Genomic DNA, 25,465 nt, shown 5'->3' on the forward strand with positions numbered 1-25,465 from the left:
CTAGCTGTAGTTGAAACGCATCGACCACTGTTGCGGTGATGCCGGCGGACCGCCGGCTACCGCGCGAGCCGGGCCAGCACCGTCGCCTCCAGCGCCGGGTCGAGGCCCACCGGGGGCCGGTCCGGCCGCTGCGGCGCGTGTCCCCCGATGCCCCGCAGCCACGCCCAGGTGTCGGCGACCGTCTCCTCGACGGGACGGCAGACGAGGCCCGCGGCCAGCGCGCGGGAGACGTCGGCACCGTGCAGCGCGTCGTGCATGTCGCTGTCCGGCGGTACCCACACCGGCAGTTGGGTCCACGGCTCGATCCCCGCGTCGAGCACGGTGGCCGGGTCGGCCCAGCGCAGCTCGGCGCCCGCCCCGGTGACGCGTGCGCAGGCGTCGAGCAGCGAGCCCGTCGTGGCGTGGCCCCGGGCGCTCATGAGGTTGTACGGGCCGCCGCGGCCGTCGGCGGCGGCGGTGAGGATCCAGGCCGCGAGGTCGCGGACGTCGACGTATTGGAGGGGCAGTTCGCGCGGCCCCGGGGCGAGCACCTCGCCGCCGCGCGCGGTGCGGGCCAGCCACCACGGCAGCCGCCCGACGTTCTCGTACGGGCCGAGCAGCAGCCCGCACCGGACGAGCAGGCTGTCGTCGGCGCCGAACGCGTCGAGCGCGGCGAGTTCGCCGCCGCGCTTGTCCCGCGCGTAGTCCGTCTCCCGCGCGTCCGCCGAGGCGCCCGCCACGACGGGGGCGTCCTCGGTGTACCCGGCGGGCGGCGCCCACGTGTACACCGAGCAACTCGACACGTACACGTACCGTCCGGCCCGCCCGGCGAGCGACCGGGCCGCGTCGCGCACCGCGCGGGGTGCCGCCGACCAGGTGTCCACGACGACGTCCCAGGTCCCGTCGGCGTCGGCCAGCCGCGCGAGGCCGCCGGGCGCGGTGCGGTCACCGGTCAACAGGCGCACGCCCGGCGGGGGCCTGCGGTGCCCCCGGTTGAGGACCGTCACCTCCCAGCCGCGCGCGAGCGCCTCCTCCACCACGGCACGTCCGGCGAACTCCGAACCGCCCATCACCAGAAGTCTCATGGCGCCGAGTCTGCGCGACGCGGCGCGCGCACGGAACGGTGTTCTGCCGTCGGAAGAGCGCGCGGTGCGACGGGCAACGGGGCGGCCCCCGACCGGGGGCCGCCCCGTCCGCCGTCAACGGCCGGTCGGCGGGGTGTACTTGTAGCCGACGCGACGCACGGTCTGGATCACCCGGCGGTGCTCCGCGCCCAGCTTGCGGCGCAGCCGGGCGATGTGGACGTCGACCGTGCGGCCGTCGCCCACGTGGTCGTAGCCCCACACCGTGGTCACCAGCCGGTCCCGGCTGTGCACCCGGCCCGGGTGGGCGACGAGGTGCGCGAGCAGCTCGAACTCCAGGTACGTCAGGTCGAGGTCGCGCCCGTCCACGGCGGCGGTGCGGCGCACCGGGTCGACCCGTACCAGCGGGTCGCCGACGGTACCGGCGGTGTGCTCCGGTGCGGCGGACGGGGGCCGGGAGTCGGCGACGTCGGGCACCGCGACCGGCGGGAACTGCGGGAACTGCGGCTGCTGGTCGGCGGGGACGAGGACCAGGTAGCCGATCATCGGCGGGTGGCCGGGCAGCGCGGGCAGGGTGCCCTGCGGCGCGGGCAGCCAAGTGGCGCCCGGCGGCAGGAAGTCGGCGATCCGGACCACCTCGTCCCGGTCGACGGCGCGCAGCCGGTGGCGTGCGGTGCCGGTGGACGCGGGAGCGGCGGCGGGGAGCGGGGCGGAGGTCAGCGGACGAGAAGTCGCCATGGGAGTCAGCTCTTTCGCGCGAGAGGTTCGTCGGGAGGTTCGACGGCCGCGATTCGTGGTCGGGCGGTCGAGGGACGTACGTCGTTTCGCGCGCTGGCCGAAGGCCGGGGTACGGCTTTAGAGGGCCCGCGCGTTCGTCGCGCGGCAACACACCCGGTCGAAGTCGTGGTGCTGACGGGAGGGCCAGAAGGGCTCGAGGTCGGGACGACCCGTCGCGGTGTACTTCTGGAAGCTGGCCATGGAGCCATTGAAGCAGACGCCGGGTCCGCTGAGGACCCTCCTCTCACAGGTCGGACGCCCGGTGCGCGCGCGGCGCCCGCGGCACACGCGTGAGGGGGCGCCCGCCGGCCGGCGGGCGCCCCCTCGGGGAAGCGCGGTGGTGCGGCGGATCAGACCTGGCCGGCCTTCTCCAGGGCGGAGCAGCAGGTGTCGACGATCAGGCGCGTGACCAGGTACGGGTCGACGTTGGCGTTGGGGCGGCGGTCCTCGATGTAGCCCTTGCCGTCCTTCTCGACCTGCCACGGGATGCGGACCGAGGCACCGCGGTTGGAGACCCCGTAGGAGTACTCGTTCCACGGGGCGGTCTCGTGCAGACCGGTCAGGCGGTCGTCGATGCCGGCGCCGTAGTGCTTGACGTGGTCGAGGGGCTTGGAGCCCTCACCGAGCGACTCGCACGCGGTGATGATCGCGTCGTAGCCCTCGCGCATGGCCTTGGTGGAGAAGTTGGTGTGCGCGCCCGCGCCGTTCCAGTCGCCCTTGACCGGCTTCGGGTCGAGGGTGGCGGAGACGCCGAAGTCCTCGGCGGTGCGGTAGAGCAGCCAGCGGGCCACCCACAGGTGGTCGGAGACCTCCAGCGGCGAGACCGGGCCGACCTGGAACTCCCACTGGCCGGGCATGACCTCGGCGTTGATGCCGGAGATCGCGAGGCCCGCCTTCAGGCAGTTGTCGAGGTGCTTCTCGACGACGTCGCGGCCGAAGATCTCGTCGGCGCCGACACCGCAGTAGTAGCCGCCCTGGGGGGCCGGGAAGCCGCCCTCGGGGAAGCCCAGCGGACGGGAGCCGTCGAAGAACGTGTACTCCTGCTCGATGCCGAAGATCGGCTCCTGGGCGGCGAACTTCTCGGAGACCTCGACGAGCGCGGCACGGGTGTTGGACGCGTGCGGCGTCATGTCGATGTCGAGGACCTCGCACAGGACGAGGACGTCGTCGCCGCCGCGGATCGGGTCGGGGCAGGTGAACACCGGCTTGAGCACACGGTCCGAGGAGTGCCCCTCGGCCTGGTTCGTGGAGGAGCCGTCGAAGCCCCAGATCGGCAGCTCGGTGCCCTTGGCGTCGTCCGCCAGGATCTTCGTCTTGGAACGGAGCTTGGCCGTCGGCTCGGTGCCGTCGATCCAGATGTACTCAGCCTTGAAGGTCACGGGCCACATCCTTCGGGGTGGGTCTCTAGGCGCATGTGCGGGTGGTGCGGTGCTGCGGCACTGAGGCACCGCACTTTCCTGCCCGGCAGCCTGTCAACAGGCGGTTTCCCGATCATTGCCCGGGTGTGAACCACGTGTTACCTGCACCTGGTGTGACGCGGAGAACGCGGCCAGCGCCCGGTGGCGGCACCGACCGCCCGGCCGCGGGACCGGCGGCACGGGGGAGGGGCGGGCCGTATGCGATGGGAGTGAAAGGCCCGGAGCTGGGCAGGACCGGCCCGCGCGGTGTCCGCCCGGCCTCACGGGAGGCGCGGTGCCGGGCCGCTCGTGGGCGGGTCCTGCGAGCGCCTGCGGAACGTGCTGCGGACGCCGAGGCTGCCGCGGGCCGCCAGGTAGTACTCGTCCCGCCTCTCCTGGAACAGGTGGAACTCCCGCAGCCAGTCCTGCGGCGTGCCCGGCCGGAGGTCGCGGACGAACTGCTCCAGGACCCACGCCTGGCGCTGGAGTGCCCGCGCCGCCGAGATCGTCTCCGCGTCGCCCATCAGCAGGACCGCCTCGAAGGCGTGGCCGCGCTCCTGTTCGGCATCGGCCAACAGGCCCAGCCCCGGCCCGGGTTCGAGCGGCTGGGGCAGCCCGGTGAGACCCCGTCCGGCGGCGAGCCGGCCGGCCACCGACGTGAACTTCTTGACGGCGTCGGCGAAGCGGAGGTACGCCTCCAGCCGGCGTTCGTCCCACCGGGTCGCCAACTGGCGGTCCCAGCGCCTGCGTTCGGTCAGCGCCGAGCCCACGTAGGACGCGCCCGCGCCGACGAGCACACCGGCCAGGGCGAGGAGTTCCCCCGACATCGTTCCCCTCCACGTTGCGTGCGGGGGCCCGGCGAGGTCTTCGCCGTTCCCCTTGTTCGATTTTTTCGCGCCTCACCAGTCCCTCTCGGAGCATGCGGCGACTGGCGTCAATTCCCGTTCCCACCTGGTCATTTGACGACCCCTGTGCCCTCCCCGGATGTCAGTGGCCGACGGTAGACTGTACGTAGTGTTCGAGGGTATGCCGGAGGTTCCGGGACGTGCCCCGACCGCGACAGGAGGATGCCCGTGCCCGCTGCCGCACTCAAGCCGTTGCCCACCCAGTCGACCGCCCGGCGCCCCGTGCAGCTCGACCTGCCGTACGCGCCCGTCGAGAAGCGACCGCTGCCGCCGGGCAGGCCGCGCGACTGGTACGTCACCCACAACCGGCGCCTGAAGGCCATGCGCCTGGCGATCGCCCTGCTGGACTCGGGCGTCTACCTGCCCCGTCAGGCCCGCGACGAGACCATCCACCGCACCGCCGAGCTGATCGGCGTCCACCCGCCGTCCGCCACGACCTGCCACATGGTGCGGGCACTGATGCGCTACGCCCGCTGACACCTCGGCCGCCGCCCGGCGGCCCGCGCACGCCGGGTCCGTCACCCGTTTGCCGGACCCGGTATGCGCGGCCCCCGCCCCCGGACTTCACTCGTACGGAAGACGGTGGGCCGGGGCGGCACGGACCGCACCGCCCGTCCCACGAAGCCCGCGGGAGGTGCGATGGAGCGGAACGGCACACGGCGGCCCGCGCCGGGCACCCCCGCGACGACCGCGCCCACGGGGCCATGACCACGCCCGAGGAGCGCGGCCGGCGGGGCAAGGCCGCCCGCAGGCGCGTCCCGCGCTCCGCGCACGCCGGCTGGCTCCCGCCGGTCGACCGCGCCGACCCCGTCGCCGTCCTCGAACAGCAGAGCAGGGACCGGCTGCCGGAACTGCTCCCGGTCCGCTACGGACGCATGGTCTCCTCGCCGCTGTCCTTCCTGTGCGGCTCCGCCGCCGTCATGGCGGGCGACCTCGCCGCCGTGCCCCACACCGGACTGACCGTGCAACTGTGCGGCGACGCGCACCTGCTCAACTTCGGCCTGTTCGGGACGCCCGAACGGGCCCTGCTGTTCGACCTGGTCGACTACGACGAGACCTGGCCGGGCCCCTTCGAGTGGGACGTCAAACGGCTCGCCGCGAGCATCGTCGTCGCCGCCCGCGAGAACGGCCACGACGACGGCCGGGCCCGCCTCGCGGCACTCGGCGCGGTGCGGTCCTACCGCACCGCCGTGCGCCGCCTCGCCGGGCAGGGCGAGCTCGCCGTCTGGTACGCCCGGATCGACGCCGACCGGCTGCTGCCCCTGGTCCGCGCCGCCCGGCGCCGCCGGGCCGCCGCGTGCAGCCTCACGCGCGCCCGGCGGCGCACCGCGCTCCAGCCCCTCGACCGGCTCAGCGAGACGGTCGAGGGGCGCCGCCGCATCGTCAACGACCCGCCGCTGCTCGAACCGGCGGGCGCCGCCGACACCGCCACCCTGCGCAAGGTCTTCAGCGACTACCGCTCCACGCTCACCGATGAGCGCCGCGTCCTGCTCGACCGCTACCGCTTCGTCGACGCCGCCCGCAAGACCGTCGGCATCGGCGGCGTCGGCACCCGCTGCTTCGTCGTGCTGCTGGCCGGCCGGGACGCCGACGACCCGCTGTTCCTCCAGCTCAAGGAGGCCCGCAGGTCCGCCGTCGAGGAACATCTGCCGAGCGGCCCCTACGTCCATCCCGGACAGCGCGTGGTCACCGGGCAGCGGCTGCTCCAGGCGGCCGGCGACATCTTCCTGGGCTGGACCACCGGACCGCAGGGACGGGCCTACTACTGGCGGCAGTTGCGCGACACGAAGGGCGGCGTCGACGTCGGCGTCATGGACCCGCCGGAACTGCTGCGGTACGCACGGCTGTGCGGCTCGGCCCTGGCCCGCGCGCACGCCCGCACCGGCGACCGCACCGCGATAGCGGCCTACCTGGGCGGCGCCGACACGTTCGACCGCGCGGTCGCCGACTTCGCGGTCCGCTACGCCGACCAGACCGCGGCCGACCACGCGAGCCTGGGCGCGGCGATAGCGGCGGGAGTGATCACGGCGGCCCCCGGGGTCTGAACGGCGCTATGCCGCAGCCCTGTTGGGACCCGCCCCGGCCAACACCCTCTCCTGCGGCGCGAGTACCGCGTGACCGGCCGCCGTCCGGCCGCCACGCTCAACTCCCGCAGGCCACCGCTGCTTTCGCCGTGCCCGGAGAGGCCGGGGGCGACGCCCCGGCGACCGTGCGCCGCGAACTCGGCCCGCCCGTACGCGTGTTCACTCCCGCGCGGCGGTCGGTGCCCGGCGCGCGCACGCGGCGGGCGGGGACCGGATCCGGCCGTACCTCCCCGGAAAAGAGGATGCACGCACGGTCACCGCGTCCCTACGCTGGACACGCGTAACGGAGCCGCCCACCACCGGTTCGCGCGGGGTGGGCGACAAGTCGCGGGCCCGGGTCTACTCTCGGTCCACCCACGGACGGAAGCCCCGGATCTCCGGACTTCCGGACGGTCCGCACTGCTCAGCCGCTCAGGGGCGGGACTCCCCGGACCCGGGACCCCCGCCGAGTACCAGTCCGCCCGGTCTCCCGCGACCGGGCACCGCGTCCCCGCGCGCCCCACCGCCGGGCCGCAGTTCCGCACAGCCGCTCAGTCACTCACCGCACACGGAGACCCGCAATGGGCACCATCGTCGTGGCCGGGACCCTGGTCCTGGTCGTCATGGGATTCGGAAACCACCTCTGGTGGCTCGCCGCAGTCGCCGTGCTCTTCCTGTACCTCCAGTACGGGCGGCACGCGTCGGGCTCGTCGTCCGGCTCGTCCTCGTCGCCGTCCGCGCCGCCGGGCGGAGCCGCGGGCGGCGGGCCGGCGGGGTCGGCCCCCGGCTCGTACCGGGCCTACCGCGACCGCCGGGACCGGCAGGCGAAGTGGGAGCGCCGCTACCGCCGCGAGCGTCCGCTGGAGTCGCGCCGTCAGGAGCGCGAGAAGAGCAAGTGACGCACGGCGGGCGGGGCTTCGCGCCCCGCCCGCCACCGGCGTTCACAGCCCCGGCGCGCCCCAGACCGGGAACCACCTGCTCAGGTCCTGCTCGATCCGCAGGTCGTCGCCCAGGGCGGCCCTCACCTGGAGTTCCAGCGCGTTGTCCCGCCGCTGTCCGGTGTCGGTGCCGCCCGCGCCGGTGCCGGAGAGGGGCGCGAAAGGGTAGAAGGTGCCCCGCTTGTACAGGTAGACCAGGGCGAGCGAGCGCCCCTTGTCGTCCTCGAACCCGGCCAGGGAGCACAGGAGTTGAGGTCCGAAGCCGTTGACCTCCATCGAACTGTTCACCGCGTGCAGGTCGTTGACGAGCTGCGGCAACTGGTCGGGCTCGCGCTGCGAGACGAGCCACGAGTACCCGTAGGAGTCCTGGCGCAGTTCGACCGGCGGACCGTCCCGCTCGGCGTCGGCGTCCAAGAGCGCCTGCACCTCGCGGTGGGTCTGCTCGAAGGCCGCGCCCTCCACCGTCGCGAAGGACACCGCGCCCCGGCCGGTGGGCCGGAACCCGGCCGCCGCCTCCAGCGTCACCGCGGCGGACGGCAGCGCGAAGAGGCGGTCCAGGTCGGGAGCGACCGCCTTCGTCCGGCCCAGCAGGATGTCCAGGAACCCCATCCTCACTCCGCCCTTCCGGGCGTGGCGGCCTCGCCCAGCTCGACGGAGATCCGGCCGAGCTGTTCGAGCCGCTGCTCCAGGCTCGGATGGGTGGAGAAGTAGCGGGAGAGACCGGGCTCGGCACCGAGCGCCGGCGTGAAGTAGAAGGCGTTGAACGCCTGCGCGGTCCGCAGGTCCCTGGTCGGGATGCGGGCGATCTCGCCCGAGACCTTGGCGAGCGCGGAGGCCAGCGCCGAGGGCCGCCCGGTCAGCAGCGCCGCCGCCCGGTCGGCGGCCAGCTCCCGGTAGCGGGACAGCGCCCGGATCAGCAGGAAGCTGATCGCGTACACGGCGGCCGACACGGCCATGACGGCGGCGAACACGGCGAGCGTGTTCTGGTCCTTGCGGCCCCGCCCGCCGAAGAGTTGCGAGTAGAACGCGAACCGCACGATCAGGCCCGCGATCACGCCGAGGAACGACGCGACCGTGATCACCGCGACGTCCTTGTGCGCCACGTGGGACAGCTCGTGCGCGAGGACGCCCTCCAGCTCGGCGGGTTCGAGGCGGCGCAGCAGTCCCGTGGTGACGCAGACGACGGCGTGGTCCGCGTTGCGGCCGGTCGCGAACGCGTTCGGCATGTCCAGGTCCGACACCGCGACGACCGGTTTCGGCATGTCCGCGACCGCGCACAGCCGGTCGACGACCCCGTGCAGCTCGGGATACTCCTCGCGCTCCACGGTCCGCCCGTGCATCGCGTACAGCGCGATCCGGTCGGAGAACCAGTACTGCGCGCCGAGCAGCGCGGCGGCGAGCACCACCACCAGCACCCACGACTTCAGCAGCACGATCAGCGCGGCGACGAACGCCACGTACAGCAACCCGAGCAGGAACAGCGTGACCCCCATGCGCACGGTCAGCCGCCGGTCGCTCCGGAAGCGACTCTGCATCTGCATCACCCCGCAGTTCACGCACTCGTCCCGGCATCCAGTGTGCACCTGGGGCGGCCCATGAAGCGGTCCCGATCCGGCCTAGGGGCAGCAAAGAGCGGGGCACGGGCCCCGCCCGTCCCGGCGGTCGCCGCCTCAGCCGTCCCCGGGCGGCACGGCGTCCGGGAGCCCGGCCTCCCGCAGGCGGCGGCGCAGCACGTACGAGCTGAAGAGGTGCCGCCCGCGCAGCAGCAGCTCGCCCACCTCGGCGTCGCCGAGCGGCTCGGCGGCGGACGGCCGCCAGCTCTGCGTGAGCTGTCCCGCCCGCCGCCGCAGGCGTTCGTCCGGATCGTCGAGCAGCGCGCCCGCGGCTCGCAGCGCGGCGACCCCGCCGCGCGCGGCGAGCAGCCGGAACGCCGAGCTCCGTACGTGCCGGGGGCGCCCGGGGGCCAGCCGCGCCGACAGCTCGTCCACCGGCAGCCGCCCCGCGTCGGGCAGCAGCGCGACGGTCGCCTCGCGGACGACCCCGGGCGCGGGGTCGTCGAGCAGTTCCCACAGCTCCCGTACGTCCGTTGCGTCCAGCGCGCGCAGGGCGCCGACCGCGCGGGCCCGTACGCCGGGGGCCGGGTGGGCCAGCAGCGCGCGCAGGAGCGCGGCGTCGGTCCGGTCGCCGCACTCGCCGAGCCCGGCGACGGCACCCGGCGGCAGCGTCGGGTCGTCGGCCGCCGCGCAGCGGTCCCGGTACCAGGCGACCGGGTCGGCCGCGGGCGCCCCGGCACCTCCGGCCCCGCGCACGACGTACCGGGCGCACGCGCGCACGAGCGCGGACCGGTCGGCGAGGAAGGGCACCGCCCGCTCGGGCCGCCCCGCGCGCCGCAGCCCGGTGACCCCGGCGGACCGGGCCCGCGGACCGCGCGCGGCGAGGAGGGGCGCCAGCACGGCGTCCATGTCCTCCGCGTCCTCCGCGCCGGTGCCGCCGCCTGCCAGGGACGCCAGCGCGGCGGAGGCGCACAGGTCCTGCACGACCGGGTCGGGAGCGCGGAACGCCGCTCGGGCCAGTTCCACGGGGGACAGGAAGCCCTCCTCGACCGCCAGCCGGCAGGCGAACACGCGCACGTCCCGGTCGGGGGACGCGAGCAGCGCGGCGGTCCGCTCCGGGGCGGCGGCACGCAGCACCTCACGGACGAGGGCGACGGCGAAGGCGCCCTGCTGCCGGCGGCCCACGCGCAGGACCAGCGGCAGCAGCGCGGCGGCGCGGTCCGGGTCGAGGGCGCCTTCGAGCACGTCCCGCGCGGTGTCCCGTACGGGTCCGGCCCAGTCGGCGCAGCGCAGGACCGTCAGCGGGAGCAGCTCGGGGCGGTCGCCCGCGCGGCGCAGGGCCGCCCGCCTGGTCCGCCCGTCGGGGTGGCAGAGCGCGAGCGCCAGTTCGGACGTGGTCAGGGGCGCGCCCTCCCGGACCGCGCGGGGGAGGCCCGCGAGGGGGTGCTCGGGCACCGTCCCGTCCGTCGCCGCACGCCACCCGTGGCCGTACCGGGGCGTCTCGCGCACCGACCGGTCGAACAACGACCAGGCGTCCGGGACGTCGGCGGGCACGGCATCACCGAGCGCCGCGCCGCGCAGCAGCCGCCCCACGGTGTCGTCGCCCTCGTCCGTGCCGTCATCCATCGTCCCGCCCCCCGATCGGCCCCGCCCCGCCCCGGCGTGATCGTAGGCGCGAGCGGGGCGGGGCCGCGCGGGATTTCCCGGGGCGGAGGCGGGGGCGGGGACGGGGGCCGCGGCGCGCGGCCCTCGGCCGTGTCGGGCGGGAAAGTCCGGTGGCGCAAGGGGAGTTACCGTGCTGCCTCGGCGGTCGGGGAGGTCGTGTCCGCCGCGGGTCCGGCAGGTGCGTTCGGCGGGGTGCCGAACAGCTCGGTCAGCACGTCGAGTTGCGCGTCGATCGCGTCGAGGGCCGCGCGTACGGTCACGGTCTCCGCCGGGTGCGGGCCCTCCGCGGGAGTCAACGGCGGTTGTTCCGGGGCGGGTTCCGGTGCCGGGCGGCGGCCGATCGCGCGGCGGACGGCGAGCGCGTGGGTGGCCACGTCGGAGCGATGCCGGACGGTCGCGGCGTCGGCGGCGAGCGCGTCGGGCGCCCGCAGTGTCGCGGACGCGAGCGCGTCCGCCGGGGCCGCGCACCGCCGGAGCGCCGCCGGTGGGAGCAGCCCCTCCAGCGGGCGCCGCCACAGCGCGGCGACCCGCCGGGGCGCGGGCACCTGCTCCAGTACCTTCAACGGCGCCGCCGCCAGCGTGAGTTGGTCCACCCGGTGGGCGAAGCGGGCCCGTGCCGTGCGCACCGCGCGGACGTCGTGGCCGTCGGCCGTCAGCAGTTCGCCGAGGCCGGCCAGGGCCGCCGCCGTGCGCGAGCGGACCGTCGCCGAGGTGCGCACGGGCAGCACCAGCCAGGAGGCCGAGATGCCGAGCACGGCGCCCACCGCGATCCCGGCCAGCCGCGTGTGCAACAGGCTCCCGGAGCTCTGCCCGAACCAGTCGTAGAGCAGCGACAGGACCGCCGTGACGCAGCCGGCCCAGTACGCGTAGCTCAGCTCGCGCAGCCACGTCGCGACGGCCAGCACCGCGAAGATGACGACCACCACGGTGTCCGAACGCGGTCCGAACGAGCCCGCCACCACCCCCGCGACCACCGTGCCCGCGGACGCGCCCACCGTGCGCCACACCCCCTTGACCAGCACGTCCCCGCGGCTGCGGGCCCCGCTGGCCACCAGGAACGCCGTGAGCACCACCCAGGGCCAGTGGTCCGGCCACAGGGCGCGGCCCACGGCGAAGGCCGCCGCGAGCGCGGTCGCCGCCTGGCACGCCATGCGGGTGCTCGCCGCGATCCCGGGCCGGTTGGTCCCGGGCATCGCCGCGACCGTCACGGACGGCGGACGGCGCACCACACCGGCGCGGCACGCGGCCCATGTCACCGCCGAGCCCCAGGCGAGCGCGAACAGGGCGGTCACCGCCGCCCAGCCGGTGCGTTCGTGGCCGCCCGCCGGGGCGATCCCGCCGGGCACCACCAGGACCGCCACCAGCGGCAGGACGACGAGTGTGCCCGCCCGCACGGCCCGCGTGCCGAACCTCCGCACCCACAGCGAACCGGCCACGCCGAGCGTGAACAGCGCGTCGCCCGGGTCGGGGTGGTGCTGGATCAGCGTCGACAGTTCCGTGCCGCCCGCCGCCGCGCAGGGCAGTACGACGCAGGCGATCAACCGGTCGGTGCGGTCGAAGGCGCGCTGCACCCGGCCGAGCGAGGAGGCGATCACCACCGCCTGCACGACGCTGTCGACGTGCAGGCCGGCCTCCCGCTCGACCAGCAGCGACCAGCCGTACGTGCCGAGCACCGTGGCCGTCGACACCGCGGTCGCGCGCAGGTGGAACCATCCCCGGTCGAAGTGCAGGGCGCGGCGCAGCGACAGCGAGAAGTTAAGCAGCACGTAATACCACCGCCGGTTTCAGCCGGGCAGAGCCTGGCAGGATGATGGCCGGAGCCGCATGCGACGGGCTTCCGGAAGATCGGCCGAGAAGATCGGTCGACGGGATTTAGTAAGTGATATCTTAGCGTCGTGACGACAGACCAACCAGGGCGCGACGCGTCCACCGCCCCCGGGGCGCGGCCCGAGCCCCGGGCCTCGGCCGAGATCCGGCAGGGCGTCGTCCGGCTCGCCCGCAGGCTCAGTGCCGAGCGCCCCGCGGACGGGCTCAGCCTCAACAAGAGCAGCGTGCTCGGTCACCTACGGCGCAACGGCCCGATGTCCGCGGGCGCCCTCGCCGCCGCCGACCACCAGCAGCCGCAGTCCCTGACCCGCGTCTTCGCCGAGCTGCAGCGGGACGGCCTGATCAGCCGCACCCGGGACGGCCACGACGGGCGCCAGCGGGTGCTGGAGGTGACCGAGGCGGGACGCGAGACCCTCGCCCGGGACATGGCGCGGCGCGACGCGTGGCTCGACGTCGCCCTGTCCGAACTCACCGAGACCGAGCGGCAGATCCTGCTTCTCGCCGCCGGTCTCCTCAACCGCCTCGCCGACTCGGCGGCCGAACTGCCCACGCCGGACGGCGCGTCGACGGATCCGGACGGCACGACGGCCGCGCGGAACGGTCAAGCACCCGACACGGCACGGCAGTTCGGCCGGTAGGCGACCGGTCCGACCGGACCGGCAAGGCCGACCGGGCAGAGCACGCCGACAAGAGCAACCAGCCAGACCCGCCAGAACGGTTCGACCAGTTCAACCAGCCAGACCCTTTCGCCCAGTTCAGCCGGTTCGACCGGTTCGCCCCACCCGACCGCACGCCCCGACCCCCTCGCCGACGGAGGCTGCCGTGCCCTGGTCCGACCACGCCATCTGGTGGCACGTCTACCCGCTGGGCTTCCTCGGCGCCGAGCGCGCCGCCCTGCCCGCGGACGTCCCGCCCCACCACCGGCTCCCCGCCCTCGCGGACTGGCTGGACCACCTGGTCGCGCTGGGCTGCAACGGCCTCGCGCTCGGCCCGGTGTTCGCGTCCGAGACGCACGGTTACGACACCGTCGACCACTTCCGGATCGACCCGCGCCTCGGTACCGAGGACGACCTCGTCGACCTGGTGGAACGGGCCGCCGCGCGCGGTGTCCGCGTCCAGCTCGACGGCGTCTTCAACCACGTGGGCCGCTCCTTCGGCCCGTTCGCGGACGTCCTGCGCGACGGGCAGGCCTCCCCGTACGCCGACTGGTTCGTCCCGGAGGGCGACGACTTCCGCACCTTCGAGGGCCACCGCCACCTCGTCGCCCTCAACCACGCCGCACCGGCCGTCGCCGACCACGTCGCCGCCGTCCTCGGCCACTGGCTGGACCGCGGGGTGGCCGGCTGGCGCCTGGACGCCGCGTACGCCGTGCCGCGCCCCTTCTGGCGCGCCGTCACCGACCGGGTCCGCGCCCGCCACCCCGGCGCCTGGTTCAGCGGTGAGGTGATCCACGGCGACTACGCCGCGTACGTCACCGAGGGGGGTCTGGACACCGTCACCCAGTACGAGCTGTGGAAGGCGGTCTGGAGCTCCCTCAACGACGCCAACCCGCACGAACTGGCCTGGGCCCTCAAGCGCCACAACGCGCTGCTCGACACCTTCGCCCCGCAGACCTTCGTGGGCAACCACGACGTCACCCGCATCGCCAGCCGCCTGGACGATTCGCGCCATCTCCCGCACGCGCTGGCCCTGTTGTTCACCCTCGGCGGCATCCCGTCCGTGTACGCGGGCGACGAGCGCGGGCTGCTCGGCGTCAAGGAGGAACGCGTCGGCGGCGACGACGCGGTACGGCCCGCGTTCCCGCCCGGCGGCCCCGCGGGCCTCGGCGACGACGGGCTGCCGCTGCAACGGCTGCACCAGACCCTGATCGGTGTCCGCCGCCGCCACCCCTGGCTGGTCCGGGCCCGGACCACCGTCCACAGCCTGGGCAACGCGGCGCTCACCTACACGCTCGTGGACCCGGAGGGCGGCGCGTCCGTCGCCGTCGCCCTCAACTTCGGCGCCGGCCACACCACCGTCGGCGTTCCCGCGGCGCCCTGGACGCACGCGGCGGGCGACACCGCGGTCGACCCGGTGACCGGTTCGGTGGCCCTGCCCCCGTTCGGCTGGTCGGTGGCGACCTCCGTGAGCGCCCCGGCCTGACCCGGCCGGGCGGGCCCGTCCGACGCGGCCGGCGCCCGCCCGGCACCGTCCGCCGCGCCGCCGCGGACAGAACCGGCCATGCGCCGGCCGCGATACATCCCCCGCGGCCGGCCGAATCCGGCCGAATATCGGCCGTTCGGAATATCGGCCGTATTTTCCGTGCGCCATCCGGTGTTCGTTCCTGGAAATACTCACAGGATTCACGAATGCCGTGCCGAGGAATTCCGGATCATCCCGGAGAACGCCCGGCGACGGCCGGTCCGCCTTCTTCCACCGACCCTCGGGAGATCATCCGGCAGCCGCCCTCACGCCGCGTCGGAATCCAGTGCGCGGGCCCATGCCTGCCGCCACGGGGCGAGATTTTGCTCCTGTTGTCCGCAGGCGCGCAGATAGGCGATCAGAAGTTCCTCCGAGGGCATCCGCAGACCGGCCAGGACATCGGCGACGGTACTGCGCGGCAGCGGCCCCGCACCGAGATCCCGGGCCCGCCGCTGCATTTCGCGCAACGACGGCTGGCCCGCCGCGAGCCGCACCCGGTGCATCGCCTCCAGCAGGTGCGCCGGGTGATAGACGAATTCGAGCCTGCGCCCGGTCCGCGCCGCCGCGGTCTCCCGGCCGGCACCCGCGCCCTCGGCCCGCTGCGCCGCACGCTCCCAGTGCAGCCGCGCCTCGCGCCGCGTCGCCCCGCAGACCTGGGCGTACGCCTCGACGACCGACCGGCGCGGCAGGACCGTACCGCTGTCGGCGCGGCACAGCGTCACGGCCGAACAGCCCGGCGCGGCGACCCTGTCGTGCTCCGTGAGATCGGCCATCTGCCGGTAGGTCAGCCCCGCCCGACGGCGCAGCGCGCGCAGCCACTGCGCCAGTTCGTCGTAGCCGGCGGACTGCGGGACCGGTCCTCTGCTGCGAACCACCACTGCTCCCCTGGATGGCGAAACCCTGGACGTGCGGCGCTTTTCAAAGACCGGAGGAACGGCGCACCCGGAAATCATCCGCGTACCGGAGGCGGCGGATTCCACGGCCCGCACGAATCGAATCGGAACCGGAATGGGTGCGATCGAATCAACCTTATGGACAGGGCAGATGAAGGGTCAAGAAGACTTTACACAGCTTTACCCGACCGGCCTCTTGGGCCGATCTTCGCGGCGCGTACCGGTTTCATTCCGTCCGGGAAGCGGAGGAACGAATTCTCCGTGCCGACAGGGTGTTTTACCGCGTCGACTCCACGGTGCCCGAGGAACTGTCCGGCGCCCCGCGCCGAGAACGCCTTGCGATGGCATTCCGCGCTCTGTTGGCATGGTCGGGCCGCCGGGAGGCCCGGCTGCGCCAGCCGTCCGATCCAAGAGGAGAAACACCATGACCACGGCATCCAACGCCACCCTCGACGACATCATCGAGCTGCTCAAGGAGGTCAAGCCGGGCATCGCCGACCTGACGGTCGAGGCGGACCAGTCGGTGGTGGAGGACCTCGGCCTCGACTCCCTCGACCTGCTCCAGCTCTCGCGCCGCATCAACCGCCAGTTCGGCGCCGAGTTCGACCTCGACAGCTGGAACGCCGAGGCGGACGAGCACCACCGCAGCGTCGCCTCGATCGCGGCGGCCGTCGCCGGCAGCCGTGCCTGAGGCGGCGACGGCGCCACGCGTCGCCCTGGTCACCGGCGGATCGCGCGGCATCGGTGCCGCCATCGCCCACCGGCTCGCCGCCGACGGCCTCACCGTGCACCTGGTGTGCCGCAGCGCCACGGACGCGGGGCTCCGGGTGGTCAAGGAGATCGAGGCATCCGGCGGCCGGGCCGTGCTCCACCGGGCGGACGTCGGAGTGGAGTCCGAGGTCGAGGCCCTGGTGGACACGGTCACCGACCAGGAGGGTGCCCTGCACGTCCTGGTCAACAACGCGGCCGTCATCGACGACCAGTTGCTGGCCGTGACCCGCACCGAGCGCTGGGAGAACGTCCTGCGGACCAACCTCACCGGCCCCTTCCTGACCTGCCGGGCGGTCCTGCCGGCCATGCTCGACCAGGGCTGGGGGCGGATCATCAACATCTCCTCCAACTCCGCCCGTACGCCCGGCCCCGGCCAGAGCGCCTACGCGGCGTCCAAGGGCGGCATCGAGTCCCTCACCCGCGCCCTCGCCGTCGAGGTGGGGCGCAAGGGCATCCGGGTCAACTGCGTGGCCCCCGGCAAGGTGCGCACGGAGATGACCGCCGCCGTCGCCGACCAGCTCGGCGCGGACGGCGACGGCACCCGCTGGGGGCTGCCGGAGGACATCAGCGGCCTGGTCGCGTTCCTCGCCGGCGACGAGGCGGACTACGTGCAGGGCCAGACGTTCACCGTCGACGGCGGGCGCATGGTCATGCGCGCCGGTGCTCCCCGGCGGTCCCGCCGGTGAGCGCCCGACACGAGGAGGTGCGGCCGTGGGCGCCGTGAAGTACTGGGAGGACCTGGCGGAGGCGCCCGTGCGCACGTTCGGGCCGGTGGTGTTCGGCACCGAGCTGCTGGACCGGCTGCTGGACCTGATGGGGGAGAAGCACCCCGTGCACGACAGCGACTCGTTCGCCCACGGCACGGACCGCAGGCAGCGCATCGTGCCCGGCGGGTTCATCCACTCGGTCACCTCGGGCTGGGTCGTCCAGCACGGCTCACCGGCGGCCATCGTCGGCATGCGCCGCATGAGCTGGGACTTCGTACGACCCCTCTACCCCGACACACCGTTCTGGTTCACCACCGCCACCGACCGGGCCGCGGAGATCGACGACCGGCTCGGCCTGATCGACACCACGCGCCGCGTCTTCGACGAGAACGACCGGACGTACGCCATCGGACGCATGAGCGTCGTGCTGCTGCGGCACGCCGCGACGGACACCACCGCAGGCCGCCCCGCGGCGGCCGCGGCACGCACCGCCACGACGACGGGAAGGGCTCAGTGATGGACAGCCAGTACCAGCCGCTCAAGGGCAAGGTCGCCCTCGTGACCGGGGGATCGCGCGGCATCGGCGAGGGCATCAGCCGCAAGCTCGCCGAGTGGGGCGCCACCCTCGCCGTCAACTACGTCGACCGGGAGGGGCCCGCCAAGGAGCTGGCCGCCGAACTCGGCGACCGGGGGACCGAGGTGACCCTGCACCGCGCCGACCTCGGCGACCCCGCGCAGATCGAGAACCTGATGGCGGAGATCGGCGAGATCCACCAGGACCTGCACATCCTGGTGCAGAACGCCGCCGCCACGAAGTTCGCCCGGCTCACCGAAGCCTCCCTGGGCGACTGGCAGTTCGTGCAGGACACCAACTCCCGTGCCACCTGGCTGCTCGCCAAGCACGCGCTGCCGCTGATGCGGGACCGGCAGGGCGCCCGGTTCATCACCATCACCAACTCCACGACCACGCGCATCATCCCGCGGGCCGGTCTGTTCGCGGCGGCCAAGGCGGGTCTTGAGGCCCTGACCGACTACCTCTCCTACGAGCTGGCGCCCTACGGCATCGTCGCCAACTGCGTGCGCCCCGGCCTGGTGCAGACAGGCGTGTTCAAGGTGCGCCCCGACTTCGCGCACGGGGTCACCAAGGAGCTGTCCGTCTCCCCGTGGCCCGGCGACCGGATGACCACGCCGGAGAACAGCGCCGACGTGGTGGCCCTGCTCTGCCTGGAGGAGGCCTCCTGGATCGCCGGGCAGACCATCACCGTCGACGGCGGCTACCGCCTGTGGGGCGGCATCAGCGGCGGAGGCCGGCGTGCCGTCTGAACCGGGGACGCGGCACGTGCCCGTCGTGGTGACCGGTACGGGCGTGATCTCCCCGGCGGGCCTCGGCACCGCCCGCCTGTGGGAGGCCATGGCCGCCGGCAAGACGTTCTTCGGCACCGGTGACCACGACGGGCCCGCCCCCGCGCTGCCCTGGCCGTCGGCCGCCGTGGACACCTCCGAGATCGGCTGGCCCGAGGGCCGTTCGTGGGCCGACGCGAGCAAGTACGCGAACCAGTCCGCCCGGTGGGCCGTCGCCGTGGCGCGGCAGGCGCTGGAGCAGGCCGGCATCGACGGCGCGGTCGAGGACGTGCGCGGCGGCACTGTCATGGCGGTGGGCAGCAGCGGCGACGAACTCAGCGACGTCATACCGAGATTGGCGTCCCGCTTCCGCAAGGACCCCCGCCCGCTGGCGAAGTTCCTGCACGACGAGGTCCCCGACTACTCCTACATCCGCGGCATCCCCTCGCAGCTCGGCCAGTTCGTCTCGATGGCCAGCGGCTTCCGCGGCTCGAACGTCGCCGCGTACGGGGAGGCCGCGGCCGGCGGCACCGGCGCCCTCGCGCTCGCCGCACGGCTGCTGGAGAGCGGCGAGCTGGACCGGGTGCTCGTCGTCGGCGTCGGCGCCCCGCTGTCGGTCACCTCCATGGCCGCCTTCGACCAGGACGACCCGTTCGGCACCCGCGCCACCGCCGGGGCGGGCCCCTTCGACACGGACCGGGCCGGCACGCTGGTCGGACAGGGCGCCGCGGCCGTCCTGCTGGAGCGGGCGGACCTCGCGCGGGGCCCGGCGCTCGCCCGGTTCCTCGGCTGCGAGGTGCTGGCCGCCGCCGACGCGGAGACCGCCTCCGCGCTCGCCGTCGACGCCGTCCTCGGCGCGTCCGGCCGCGCGCCCACCGTGTGGTGGGCGCACGGCGCGGGCTCCCCGCACCTGGACGCCGTCGAGGCCCGCACGGTCCTCGGCCGCACGGGCGCCGGCGCCGGGGCAGCCGGGGCGGGCCTGCCGGTCACCGGCTCCAAGGGCACCATCGGCAACGCCTTCGAGTGCTCGGCGCTCATCGACACCGCCCTGACCGTGGAGAGCCTCGGCCGCCGTGAACTGCCCCCGATCGGGCTGCTGCGCCGGGCGGACCCCCTGCTCGCCGGCCTCGACCCGGTGCTGGGGGAGCCCCGCCCGCTCCCGGCGGACGCCACCGCCCTGCTCACCGCGTTCAACCAGGGTCGCGGCGCCTCGGCGGCGGGAGCCGTCGTGCTCGCCGCCGAACCCGTCACCGGAGAGGCACGGACATGACCGGCACGGACACCAACACCCCCGGTTCGCAGGGAAGTTACGCGGACGGCGACGACATCGTCATCACCGGCCTGGGAGTCGTCACCCCCATCGGCGGCGACGTGCCCGCCTTCTGGTCGGCCAACCTCGAAGGCCGGTCCGGGGTCGTCCTGGAGGAACGGATGGACACCACCGGGCTGCCCTGCGGCTGGACCGCCGGGCTGATCCCGGAGGACGTCAAGGACAAGGTGCGCGCCGAGCACGGCACGGCCGACCGCTCCTGGGGCGACACCCTCATGCACGCCTGCGTCGAACAGGCCCTGTCCGACGCCGACTTCGCGGCGCGGCCGCCCGCCGCCGGACCGGCCGCCCTGGTGTACGCGCGGGTCTGGCCCGGCCCGACCGGGTCGTTCCCGCAGGACTACGTCACGCACATGGAGGACCTCGCCGAGCGCTACGACACCGTCGGCACCGACCCCGCGGCAGTCCTCGCCCGGCTGCGCACCAAGCAACTCACTCTGGAGACGCAGGACTTGTCGGCCTACCCGAGGGAGATCGCCGAACGGCTCGGCACCGCCGTGCTGCCGGTGCGCCTGGAGGCCACCTGCTCCGGCGGTCTGCGCGCCATCGCCGAGGCGGCCCGGCTGCTGCGCTCGGGCCGCGCGCAGTACGCGGTGGTCTCCGCCGCCGTCTCCCGCAACACCCCCTATGTGCTGTCCCAGTACGGGCAGTTGATGGCGCTGTCGCGCTGGAAGGGCGACCCGGCGAAGGCGTCCATGCCGTTCGACAGGCGGCGCACCGGCATGGTCATCAACGAGTCGGCGGGCGCGCTGGTCCTGGAGACCGCCGAGCACGCCGCCCGGCGCGGCATGGACCGCTCGTACGCCGTCGTCGGCGGCTGGGGCCTGGCCGTGGACACGGCGCACATGACGGCACCGCGCGTCGAGATGATCGAACGGGTCATGCGCACCGCCCTCGCCGAGGCCGGCGCCACCCCCGACGACGTCGACACCGTCAACGCGCACGGCACCTCCACCCGCCTCAACGACGTCACCGAGGCGCGCGCCCTGCACCAGGTCTTCGGCGAGCGGATGGCCGGACTCGACGTCAGCGCCGTCAAGTCGCTGACCGGGCACGGCTCCGCCGCCTCGGGCGTCGTGGAGACGGCGGTGGCGGCACTCACCCTGTGCAGCGGCATCGTCCCGCCGGTGACGACGTGCACCGAGCCCGATCCGGCGTGCGGCGTGAAGACGTCGCTGACCCCGGTCGAGCGCCCCGTGGCCGGCGTGCTGAAGAACTCCTTCGGTTTCGGCGGCCAGTACGCGTCGATGTTCTTCCGCCGCCCGGGGGCGCCCCGCACCGCGCCCGCGGTGGTGTGAGCGCCGTGGAGGGGCTGGAGCGGGAGGTGACCGAGCCCGTGGGGCCGCACCGGGCGACCGTGGTGTGGCTGCACGGCATCGGCCAGGTCCCCGGCGACCTCGCCGAGGTGGCCGACCGGCTGCGGCTGGACCGGGCGGGCGTGCGCGGGGTCTTCCCCCGCGCGCCCGTCACGGCGCCCAGCCTGCTGACCGGACTGCCCGTGTCGTGCTGGTTCCCGCAGAGCGTCCTCGCGCTCGACCGGATCGACGTCGAGGGCCTCGCCGCGGTGCTCACGCCGCTCACCGCCCTGCTCACCGCCGAGACCGCCCGCGTCGGCGCCGCCCGCACCCTGGTCGCCGGCTTCTCCCAGGGCGCGACGGTCGCCCTCACCCTCGCGCTGGGCCACCCCGAACGCCTGGCGGGCACCGCCCTGTACGCGCCCTACCTGCCGCCGGACCTGCCCGCGCTGCTGCCCGGCGGCGGGCCCGCGCCCGCCAACGCGCGGCTGCCGGTGTGGATCGGGCACGGCGCCCGGGACTGGGTCGTCCCGGAACGCAGCGGCGAGGGGCTGCGCGACCTCCTCGCCTCCTGGGGACACCCGGTGACCTGGCAGCGCTACCCCGGCGGCCACGAACCCTTCGCCGGGGTGCGGGCCTCCTTGCCGGACTTCCTCGGCTCGGTCCTGGGCACCCCGGTGCCCCACGTCGGCGAGCCCGGCCCCACGGCCAGGGCGAGCTGAGACCGCCGTGCCCCGCCCCACCGCGGCAGGACGCTCCCCGGCGGCTCCCCCACCGGCGGCGGAGGTCCTGCCGCGGCCCCCGCACCCCGCGCCGGCCGGTCCGGACCCCGCCCCCGGAGTCGTGCACCTGTGGCGCGTGCCGCTGACCGGGAGCACCGCCCAGGAGGCGCTCGCCCTCGCGCCCCGCGTCCTCGCCCCGGACGAACTCGCCCGCGCCGCCCGCCTGCTGACCGACGTGGACCGGCGGCGCTGGACCGCGGCCCGCGTCGCGCTGCGCGCCGTCCTCGCCCACTGCACCGGCACACCGCCCGACCGCGTCACCCTCGCCTACGGGCGGCACGGCAAGCCCCGGCTGCCCGGACCCGGGCGCGGCGCCCTGCGGTTCAGCCTCACCCACAGCCGCGACCTGGCCCTGCTCGCCGTGTGCCGGGGCGCGCCCGTCGGCGCCGACCTGGAACACCTCACCGCCGGTCCGCCCGGCCCCGGCGACCTCGACGACCTGGCCGCGGCCGTCCTCGCCCCGCCGGAGCTGCGCGCGTACCGCCTGCTGCCGCCCGAGCTGCGCAGGGCCGCGCTGCTGCGCCGCTGGACCGGCAAGGAGGCCGTCCTCAAGGCGACCGGCCGGGGCGTCACCGTGGCCGCCGCGCGCCGCGTCGTCGTCCCCGACGGGTCCGGGACGCCCCGCGGACTGCCGGGGCACTGGACCCTGCTGCGCCCCTCACCGGGCGGCCCGTTCACCGCCGCCGTCGCCGTACTGGGAAAGGACTGGACCGTTGTCCGCACCGACTTCACCGGCGTCACCCCCGAGGGCCGCGCCCGTGCCGCCGCCCACGTCGTTCGCCACCGGCCTGCTCTTTCCGGGACAGGGGGCGCAGCGGCCCGGCATGGGTGAACCCTGGCGGGACACCCCGCACTGGGAACTCGTCGGCCGCCTCTCCGCCGTCTGCGGCCGGGATCTCGGGCGGCTGCTGCTGCGTGCGGGCCCCGAGGAGCTGATGCGTACGGACAACGCCCAACTGGCCACGTTCACCCTGGAGATGGTGATCCTCGACGCGCTGCGCGCGACGGTGGAGACCCTGCGCCCGGCCGTGTGCGCCGGCCACAGCCTCGGCGAGTACGCGGCGCTGACGGCCGCCGGGGTGCTCACGGTCGAGGACGCCGGCCGCCTGGTCGGCGAGCGGGGCGCGGCGATGGCCGAGGCGGTGCGCGCCGTCCCGGGCACGATGACCGTGCTGGTCGGCCCGGACGTCGCGGCCCGCGCGGAGCGCCTCGCCGCCCGGCTGCGCGCGACCCGGCGCGCGCGGGTGTGGGTGGCCAACATCAACGGCCCCGAGCAGGTCGTCGTCTCCGGCACCGCCGAGGCCGTCGACGCGCTCGCCGAGGAGGCCGCGGCGGACGGGGCGGACGGGGTGCGGGCAATCCGCATCCCCGTCGCCGGGGCGTTCCACACCCCGCTGATGGCGGCGGCCCGCCCGCGCCTGGCCGCCGCCGTCGCGGCGACCGCGCTGCACCCGGCGCACTGCCCGGTGATCGCCAACGTGGACGCGCGCGCCCACCGCGGCGAGCCCGAACGCTGGCGCGCACTGCTGCTGCGGCAACTGGTCGCGCCGGTGCGCTGGTCGGGCTCGATGCGGACCCTGGCCACGGTCGTCCGCGCCCCTCTGCGCCTCCTGGAACTGGGCCCCGGCACCACCCTCACCGGGCTGGCCCGTCGCCGGCTGCCGCCGGAGGTCCAGGTCCGCCCGGTCGCGACCCCGGCCCGGCTGGCGGCGGTGGCGGCCGAGTGGTGGCCGTGAACGGGGTGATGTGCGCACCCCGTTCACGGCCGAGGGCCGCGTCCGGCTCCCTGCGGGAAGCGGACGCGGCCCTCGGCACACGCGTACGGCCGCGGTCCCGGAACGGCTGTCCGGGACCGGGGGCGGATCACACGTCGAAGTACAGCTCGAACTCGTGCGGGTGCGGACGGAGCTGGAGCGGGGCGATCTCGTTCGTGCGCTTGTAGTCGATCCACGTCTCGATCAGGTCGGACGTGAAGACGTCGCCCTGGAGCAGGAACTCGTGGTCCGCCTCCAGCCGGTCGAGGACGGCCGGGAGCGAGGTCGGGACCTGCGCGACGCCCGCGTGCTCCTCGGGGGCCAGCTCGTAGAGGTCCTTGTCGATCGGCTCCGCCGGCTCGATCTTGTTCTTCACGCCGTCCAGGCCGGCCATCAGCAGCGCCGAGAAGGCCAGGTACGGGTTGCCGGAGGAGTCGGGCGCGCGGAACTCGACGCGCTTGGCCTTCGGGTTCGAGCCGGTGATCGGGATGCGCATGGCCGCCGAGCGGTTGCGCTGCGAGTACACCAGGTTGACCGGGGCCTCGAAGCCGGGCACCAGACGGTGGTACGAGTTCACCGTGGGGTTGGTGAACGCGAGCAGCGACGGGGCGTGCTTGAGGATGCCGCCGATGTAGTAGCGGGCCATGTCCGACAGGCCCGCGTAGCCGGCCTCGTCGTAGAACAGCGGGGAACCGCCGCTCCACAGCGACTGGTGGACGTGCATGCCCGAGCCGTTGTCGCCGAAGATCGGCTTCGGCATGAAGGTCGCGGTCTTGCCCGCGCGCCAGGCGACGTTCTTCACGATGTACTTGAAGAGCTGGAGGTCGTCGGCCGCGGCGAGCAGCGTGTTGAACTTGTAGTTGATCTCCGCCTGGCCGGCGGTGCCGACCTCGTGGTGCTGGCGCTCGACCTGGAGGCCGGACTTGGCCAGTTCGAGGGAGATCTCGGCGCGCAGGTCGGCGAAGTGGTCGACCGGCGGGACCGGGAAGTAACCGCCCTTGTAGCGGACCTTGTAGCCGCGGTTGTCCGTTTCCTTGCCCGTGTTCCAGGCGCCGGCCTCGGAGTCGATCTCGTAGAAGGAGCCGTTGGCCTTCGTCTCGAAGCGGGCCGAGTCGAAGACGTAGAACTCGGCCTCGGGACCGAAGTACGCGGTGTCGGCGATGCCCGTGGAGGCCAGGTACGCCTCGGCCTTCTTCGCCACGTTGCGCGGGTCACGGCTGTACTGCTCACCGGTGATCGGGTCGTGGATGAAGAAGTTGACGTTGAGCGTCTTGTCGCGGCGGAACGGGTCGGTCCGCGCGGTCGACAGGTCGGCGCGCAGCGCCATGTCGGACTCGTGGATGGCCTGGAAGCCGCGGATGGAGGATCCGTCGAAGGCCAGCTCCTCGTCCGGGTCGAACGCCTCCGCAGGCACCGTGAAGTGCTGCATCACGCCCGGCAGATCGCAGAAGCGGACGTCGACGAACTTGACGTCCTCGTCCGCGATGAACTTCTTGGCCTCGTCGGCGTTCTGGAACATCCAGCTCCTCCTACTTCCGGCCGTCCTCGCCGGGGTGGTAGTTCGTTCGTGCGGCCAGTGCGGTGGCACACGCTTTGCCCGACCCTAGGCAGGCGCGGTTTCTCGGGCGTGACTCGTTTGTTTCGCAGAAGTTAACCAGGCCAGCTTACGGCCGATCCGCGCGCACCCCGAGGTGCCACGGCTCCGGAGGGGCGCAGTACCGTGGTCGGGTGGACAACAGGCAAGCAATCGGATCGTGGCTGTCGGGACCCCGCGCCGCCGCCGAAGAGGCTGGTTACGACTTCGGGTACCGCGGCGAACGGCTCGGTCTGCCGGAGGAGGGGCCGGGCTCGGTGGCCCGTCCCGGGAGGCGGATCGGCGCCCTCGTCGTGGACTGGGCCCTGTGCCTGCTGATCGCATACGGCCTGTTGACGCACGGCTACGACAGCGCCACCGGCAACTGGGCGCTGCTGGTCTTCCTGGTCCTCGGGGTGCTCACGGTCGGCACCATCGGATTCACGCCGGGCAAGCGGCTGTTCGGCCTGCGCGTCGTGGCGCTCGGCACCGGCCGGGTCAGCCCGGCCCGCGCCGTCGTGCGCACCGTGCTGCTGTGCCTGGCGATCCCCGCGCTGATCTGGGACCGCGACGGCCGCGGCCTGCACGACCGGCTGGCCCGCACGGTCGAGGTCCGGATCTGACCGGCCGTCGGCCCGATGCGCAGGACGAA

General features: G+C 74.4%; 26 protein-coding genes. 15 read left to right on the top strand and 11 right to left on the bottom strand.

Annotation, left to right across the window (positions count from 1 at the left end):
• Positions 1 to 56: 56 nt before the first annotated feature.
• The 5 genes from ACFZA0_RS03465 to ACFZA0_RS03485 form a co-directional block, all read right to left on the bottom strand.
• Positions 57 to 1,064, bottom strand: coding sequence for an NAD-dependent epimerase/dehydratase family protein (locus ACFZA0_RS03465; protein WP_391010490.1), 1,008 nt, complete (start codon positions 1,062 to 1,064; stop codon positions 57 to 59).
• Between the two features lie 114 nt (positions 1,065 to 1,178).
• Positions 1,179 to 1,799 carry a winged helix-turn-helix domain-containing protein gene (locus ACFZA0_RS03470; protein WP_391010493.1) on the bottom strand — a complete coding sequence of 207 codons (621 nt, stop codon included), beginning with the start codon at positions 1,797 to 1,799 and terminating at the stop codon, positions 1,179 to 1,181.
• Between the two features lie 117 nt (positions 1,800 to 1,916).
• On the bottom strand, positions 1,917 to 2,126 hold the full coding sequence (locus ACFZA0_RS03475; protein ID WP_391010496.1) for a hypothetical protein: 210 nt from the start codon (positions 2,124 to 2,126) through the stop codon (positions 1,917 to 1,919).
• Positions 2,127 to 2,188: 62 nt separating this feature from the next.
• A complete protein-coding gene (glnII, locus tag ACFZA0_RS03480; protein WP_391010499.1) occupies positions 2,189 to 3,217 on the bottom strand; it encodes a glutamine synthetase in 1,029 nt (342 codons plus the stop codon).
• Between the two features lie 299 nt (positions 3,218 to 3,516).
• On the bottom strand, positions 3,517 to 4,062 hold the full coding sequence (locus tag ACFZA0_RS03485; RefSeq protein ID WP_391010502.1) for a hypothetical protein: 546 nt from the start codon (positions 4,060 to 4,062) through the stop codon (positions 3,517 to 3,519).
• 246 nt (positions 4,063 to 4,308) lie between these two features.
• Here ACFZA0_RS03485 and ACFZA0_RS03490 point away from each other — a divergent pair, with 246 nt between their 5' ends.
• From ACFZA0_RS03490 to ACFZA0_RS03500, 3 genes are all read left to right on the top strand, one after another.
• Positions 4,309 to 4,617 (top strand): hypothetical protein, encoded by a 309-nt coding sequence (locus ACFZA0_RS03490; RefSeq protein WP_391010504.1) that lies wholly within the window; start codon positions 4,309 to 4,311, stop codon positions 4,615 to 4,617.
• 227 nt (positions 4,618 to 4,844) lie between these two features.
• Entirely contained in the window at positions 4,845 to 6,185 is a 1,341-nt protein-coding gene (locus ACFZA0_RS03495; RefSeq protein ID WP_391010507.1) for a DUF2252 family protein, read from the top strand.
• A gap of 599 nt (positions 6,186 to 6,784) precedes the next feature.
• Entirely contained in the window at positions 6,785 to 7,102 is a 318-nt protein-coding gene (locus tag ACFZA0_RS03500) for a hypothetical protein (RefSeq protein ID WP_391010510.1), read from the top strand.
• 42 nt (positions 7,103 to 7,144) lie between these two features.
• Here ACFZA0_RS03500 and ACFZA0_RS03505 read toward each other — a convergent pair whose 3' ends face one another.
• From ACFZA0_RS03505 to ACFZA0_RS03520, 4 genes are all read right to left on the bottom strand, one after another.
• Positions 7,145 to 7,750 (bottom strand): hypothetical protein, encoded by a 606-nt coding sequence (locus ACFZA0_RS03505; protein WP_391010513.1) that lies wholly within the window; start codon positions 7,748 to 7,750, stop codon positions 7,145 to 7,147.
• 2 nt (positions 7,751 to 7,752) lie between these two features.
• Positions 7,753 to 8,676 (bottom strand): zinc metalloprotease HtpX, encoded by a 924-nt coding sequence (gene htpX / locus ACFZA0_RS03510; protein WP_391010516.1) that lies wholly within the window; start codon positions 8,674 to 8,676, stop codon positions 7,753 to 7,755.
• A gap of 135 nt (positions 8,677 to 8,811) precedes the next feature.
• Positions 8,812 to 10,320 (bottom strand): HEAT repeat domain-containing protein, encoded by a 1,509-nt coding sequence (locus ACFZA0_RS03515; protein WP_391010519.1) that lies wholly within the window; start codon positions 10,318 to 10,320, stop codon positions 8,812 to 8,814.
• 164 nt (positions 10,321 to 10,484) lie between these two features.
• Positions 10,485 to 12,125, bottom strand: coding sequence for an FUSC family protein (locus ACFZA0_RS03520; protein ID WP_391010522.1), 1,641 nt, complete (start codon positions 12,123 to 12,125; stop codon positions 10,485 to 10,487).
• 129 nt (positions 12,126 to 12,254) lie between these two features.
• Between ACFZA0_RS03520 and ACFZA0_RS03525 the strand changes: the two genes are divergently transcribed.
• Positions 12,255 to 12,824, top strand: coding sequence for a MarR family transcriptional regulator (locus tag ACFZA0_RS03525; protein ID WP_391010525.1), 570 nt, complete (start codon positions 12,255 to 12,257; stop codon positions 12,822 to 12,824).
• A gap of 184 nt (positions 12,825 to 13,008) precedes the next feature.
• A complete protein-coding gene (locus ACFZA0_RS03530) occupies positions 13,009 to 14,328 on the top strand; it encodes an alpha-amylase family glycosyl hydrolase (protein ID WP_391010528.1) in 1,320 nt (439 codons plus the stop codon).
• A 305-nt stretch (positions 14,329 to 14,633) separates the two neighbouring features.
• On the opposite strand, the gene ACFZA0_RS03535 is transcribed toward ACFZA0_RS03530, so the two are convergent.
• The gene (locus tag ACFZA0_RS03535) at positions 14,634 to 15,242 is read right to left on the bottom strand and encodes a helix-turn-helix domain-containing protein (RefSeq protein WP_391010531.1); all 609 of its coding nucleotides are present in this window, start codon (positions 15,240 to 15,242) and stop codon (positions 14,634 to 14,636) included.
• A gap of 442 nt (positions 15,243 to 15,684) precedes the next feature.
• Here ACFZA0_RS03535 and ACFZA0_RS03540 point away from each other — a divergent pair, with 442 nt between their 5' ends.
• The 9 genes from ACFZA0_RS03540 (at position 15,685) to ACFZA0_RS03580 (ending at position 23,222) form a co-directional block, all read left to right on the top strand.
• Positions 15,685 to 15,951, top strand: a complete 267-nt coding sequence (locus ACFZA0_RS03540) for a phosphopantetheine-binding protein (protein ID WP_391010534.1) — start codon at positions 15,685 to 15,687, stop codon at positions 15,949 to 15,951.
• Entirely contained in the window at positions 15,944 to 16,717 is a 774-nt protein-coding gene (locus tag ACFZA0_RS03545; RefSeq protein WP_391010537.1) for an SDR family NAD(P)-dependent oxidoreductase, read from the top strand. The genes ACFZA0_RS03540 and ACFZA0_RS03545 overlap by 8 nt, the downstream gene beginning before the upstream one ends.
• A 25-nt stretch (positions 16,718 to 16,742) precedes the next feature.
• Positions 16,743 to 17,255 (top strand): hypothetical protein, encoded by a 513-nt coding sequence (locus ACFZA0_RS03550; RefSeq protein ID WP_391010540.1) that lies wholly within the window; start codon positions 16,743 to 16,745, stop codon positions 17,253 to 17,255.
• Complete coding sequence (locus ACFZA0_RS03555; RefSeq protein WP_391010543.1) at positions 17,255 to 18,061, top strand: SDR family oxidoreductase; 807 nt, start codon at positions 17,255 to 17,257, stop codon at positions 18,059 to 18,061. Before ACFZA0_RS03550 ends, ACFZA0_RS03555 begins: the two co-directional genes overlap by 1 nt.
• Positions 18,051 to 19,349, top strand: coding sequence for a beta-ketoacyl synthase N-terminal-like domain-containing protein (locus ACFZA0_RS03560; protein ID WP_391010546.1), 1,299 nt, complete (start codon positions 18,051 to 18,053; stop codon positions 19,347 to 19,349). Before ACFZA0_RS03555 ends, ACFZA0_RS03560 begins: the two co-directional genes overlap by 11 nt.
• Positions 19,346 to 20,707, top strand: coding sequence for a beta-ketoacyl synthase N-terminal-like domain-containing protein (locus ACFZA0_RS03565; RefSeq protein ID WP_391010549.1), 1,362 nt, complete (start codon positions 19,346 to 19,348; stop codon positions 20,705 to 20,707). The genes ACFZA0_RS03560 and ACFZA0_RS03565 overlap by 4 nt, the downstream gene beginning before the upstream one ends.
• Positions 20,704 to 21,426, top strand: coding sequence for an alpha/beta hydrolase-fold protein (locus ACFZA0_RS03570; RefSeq protein ID WP_391010552.1), 723 nt, complete (start codon positions 20,704 to 20,706; stop codon positions 21,424 to 21,426). The genes ACFZA0_RS03565 and ACFZA0_RS03570 overlap by 4 nt, the downstream gene beginning before the upstream one ends.
• Positions 21,427 to 21,547: 121 nt before the next feature.
• Complete coding sequence (locus ACFZA0_RS03575; protein ID WP_391010554.1) at positions 21,548 to 22,318, top strand: 4'-phosphopantetheinyl transferase superfamily protein; 771 nt, start codon at positions 21,548 to 21,550, stop codon at positions 22,316 to 22,318.
• Positions 22,311 to 23,222 carry an acyltransferase domain-containing protein gene (locus tag ACFZA0_RS03580; protein ID WP_391010557.1) on the top strand — a complete coding sequence of 304 codons (912 nt, stop codon included), beginning with the start codon at positions 22,311 to 22,313 and terminating at the stop codon, positions 23,220 to 23,222. The genes ACFZA0_RS03575 and ACFZA0_RS03580 overlap by 8 nt, the downstream gene beginning before the upstream one ends.
• 127 nt (positions 23,223 to 23,349) lie before the next feature.
• Here the strand turns inward: ACFZA0_RS03580 and glnA are convergent, their stop codons facing one another.
• Positions 23,350 to 24,759, bottom strand: a complete 1,410-nt coding sequence (gene glnA, locus ACFZA0_RS03585) for a type I glutamate--ammonia ligase (RefSeq protein WP_391010560.1) — start codon at positions 24,757 to 24,759, stop codon at positions 23,350 to 23,352.
• Between the two features lie 209 nt (positions 24,760 to 24,968).
• On the opposite strand from glnA, the gene ACFZA0_RS03590 reads away from it, so the two are divergent.
• Entirely contained in the window at positions 24,969 to 25,436 is a 468-nt protein-coding gene (locus ACFZA0_RS03590; protein ID WP_391010563.1) for an RDD family protein, read from the top strand.
• Positions 25,437 to 25,465: the final 29 nt, after the last annotated feature.

The sequence above is a fragment of the Streptomyces sp. NPDC008150 genome (assembly GCF_042956945.1).
GTDB lineage: Bacteria > Actinomycetota > Actinomycetes > Streptomycetales > Streptomycetaceae > Streptomyces.

Excerpts from the sequence above, each read along its gene's own strand:
- ACFZA0_RS03565 (WP_391010549.1), top strand. The coding sequence starts at position 19,346 with ATGACCGGCACGGACACCAACACCCCCGGTTCGCAGGGAAGTTACGCG.
- ACFZA0_RS03495 (WP_391010507.1), top strand. The coding sequence starts at position 4,845 with ATGACCACGCCCGAGGAGCGCGGCCGGCGGGGCAAGGCCGCCCGCAGG.
- ACFZA0_RS03500 (WP_391010510.1), top strand. The coding sequence starts at position 6,785 with ATGGGCACCATCGTCGTGGCCGGGACCCTGGTCCTGGTCGTCATGGGA.
- ACFZA0_RS03555 (WP_391010543.1), top strand. The coding sequence starts at position 17,255 with ATGGACAGCCAGTACCAGCCGCTCAAGGGCAAGGTCGCCCTCGTGACC.
- ACFZA0_RS03580 (WP_391010557.1), top strand. The coding sequence starts at position 22,311 with ATGGGTGAACCCTGGCGGGACACCCCGCACTGGGAACTCGTCGGCCGC.
- ACFZA0_RS03470 (WP_391010493.1), bottom strand. The coding sequence starts at position 1,799 with ATGGCGACTTCTCGTCCGCTGACCTCCGCCCCGCTCCCCGCCGCCGCT.
- ACFZA0_RS03540 (WP_391010534.1), top strand. The coding sequence starts at position 15,685 with ATGACCACGGCATCCAACGCCACCCTCGACGACATCATCGAGCTGCTC.
- glnA (WP_391010560.1), bottom strand. The coding sequence starts at position 24,759 with ATGTTCCAGAACGCCGACGAGGCCAAGAAGTTCATCGCGGACGAGGAC.
- ACFZA0_RS03485 (WP_391010502.1), bottom strand. The coding sequence starts at position 4,062 with ATGTCGGGGGAACTCCTCGCCCTGGCCGGTGTGCTCGTCGGCGCGGGC.
- ACFZA0_RS03465 (WP_391010490.1), bottom strand. The coding sequence starts at position 1,064 with ATGAGACTTCTGGTGATGGGCGGTTCGGAGTTCGCCGGACGTGCCGTG.
- ACFZA0_RS03515 (WP_391010519.1), bottom strand. The coding sequence starts at position 10,320 with ATGGATGACGGCACGGACGAGGGCGACGACACCGTGGGGCGGCTGCTG.
- ACFZA0_RS03505 (WP_391010513.1), bottom strand. The coding sequence starts at position 7,750 with ATGGGGTTCCTGGACATCCTGCTGGGCCGGACGAAGGCGGTCGCTCCC.
- htpX (WP_391010516.1), bottom strand. The coding sequence starts at position 8,676 with ATGCAGAGTCGCTTCCGGAGCGACCGGCGGCTGACCGTGCGCATGGGG.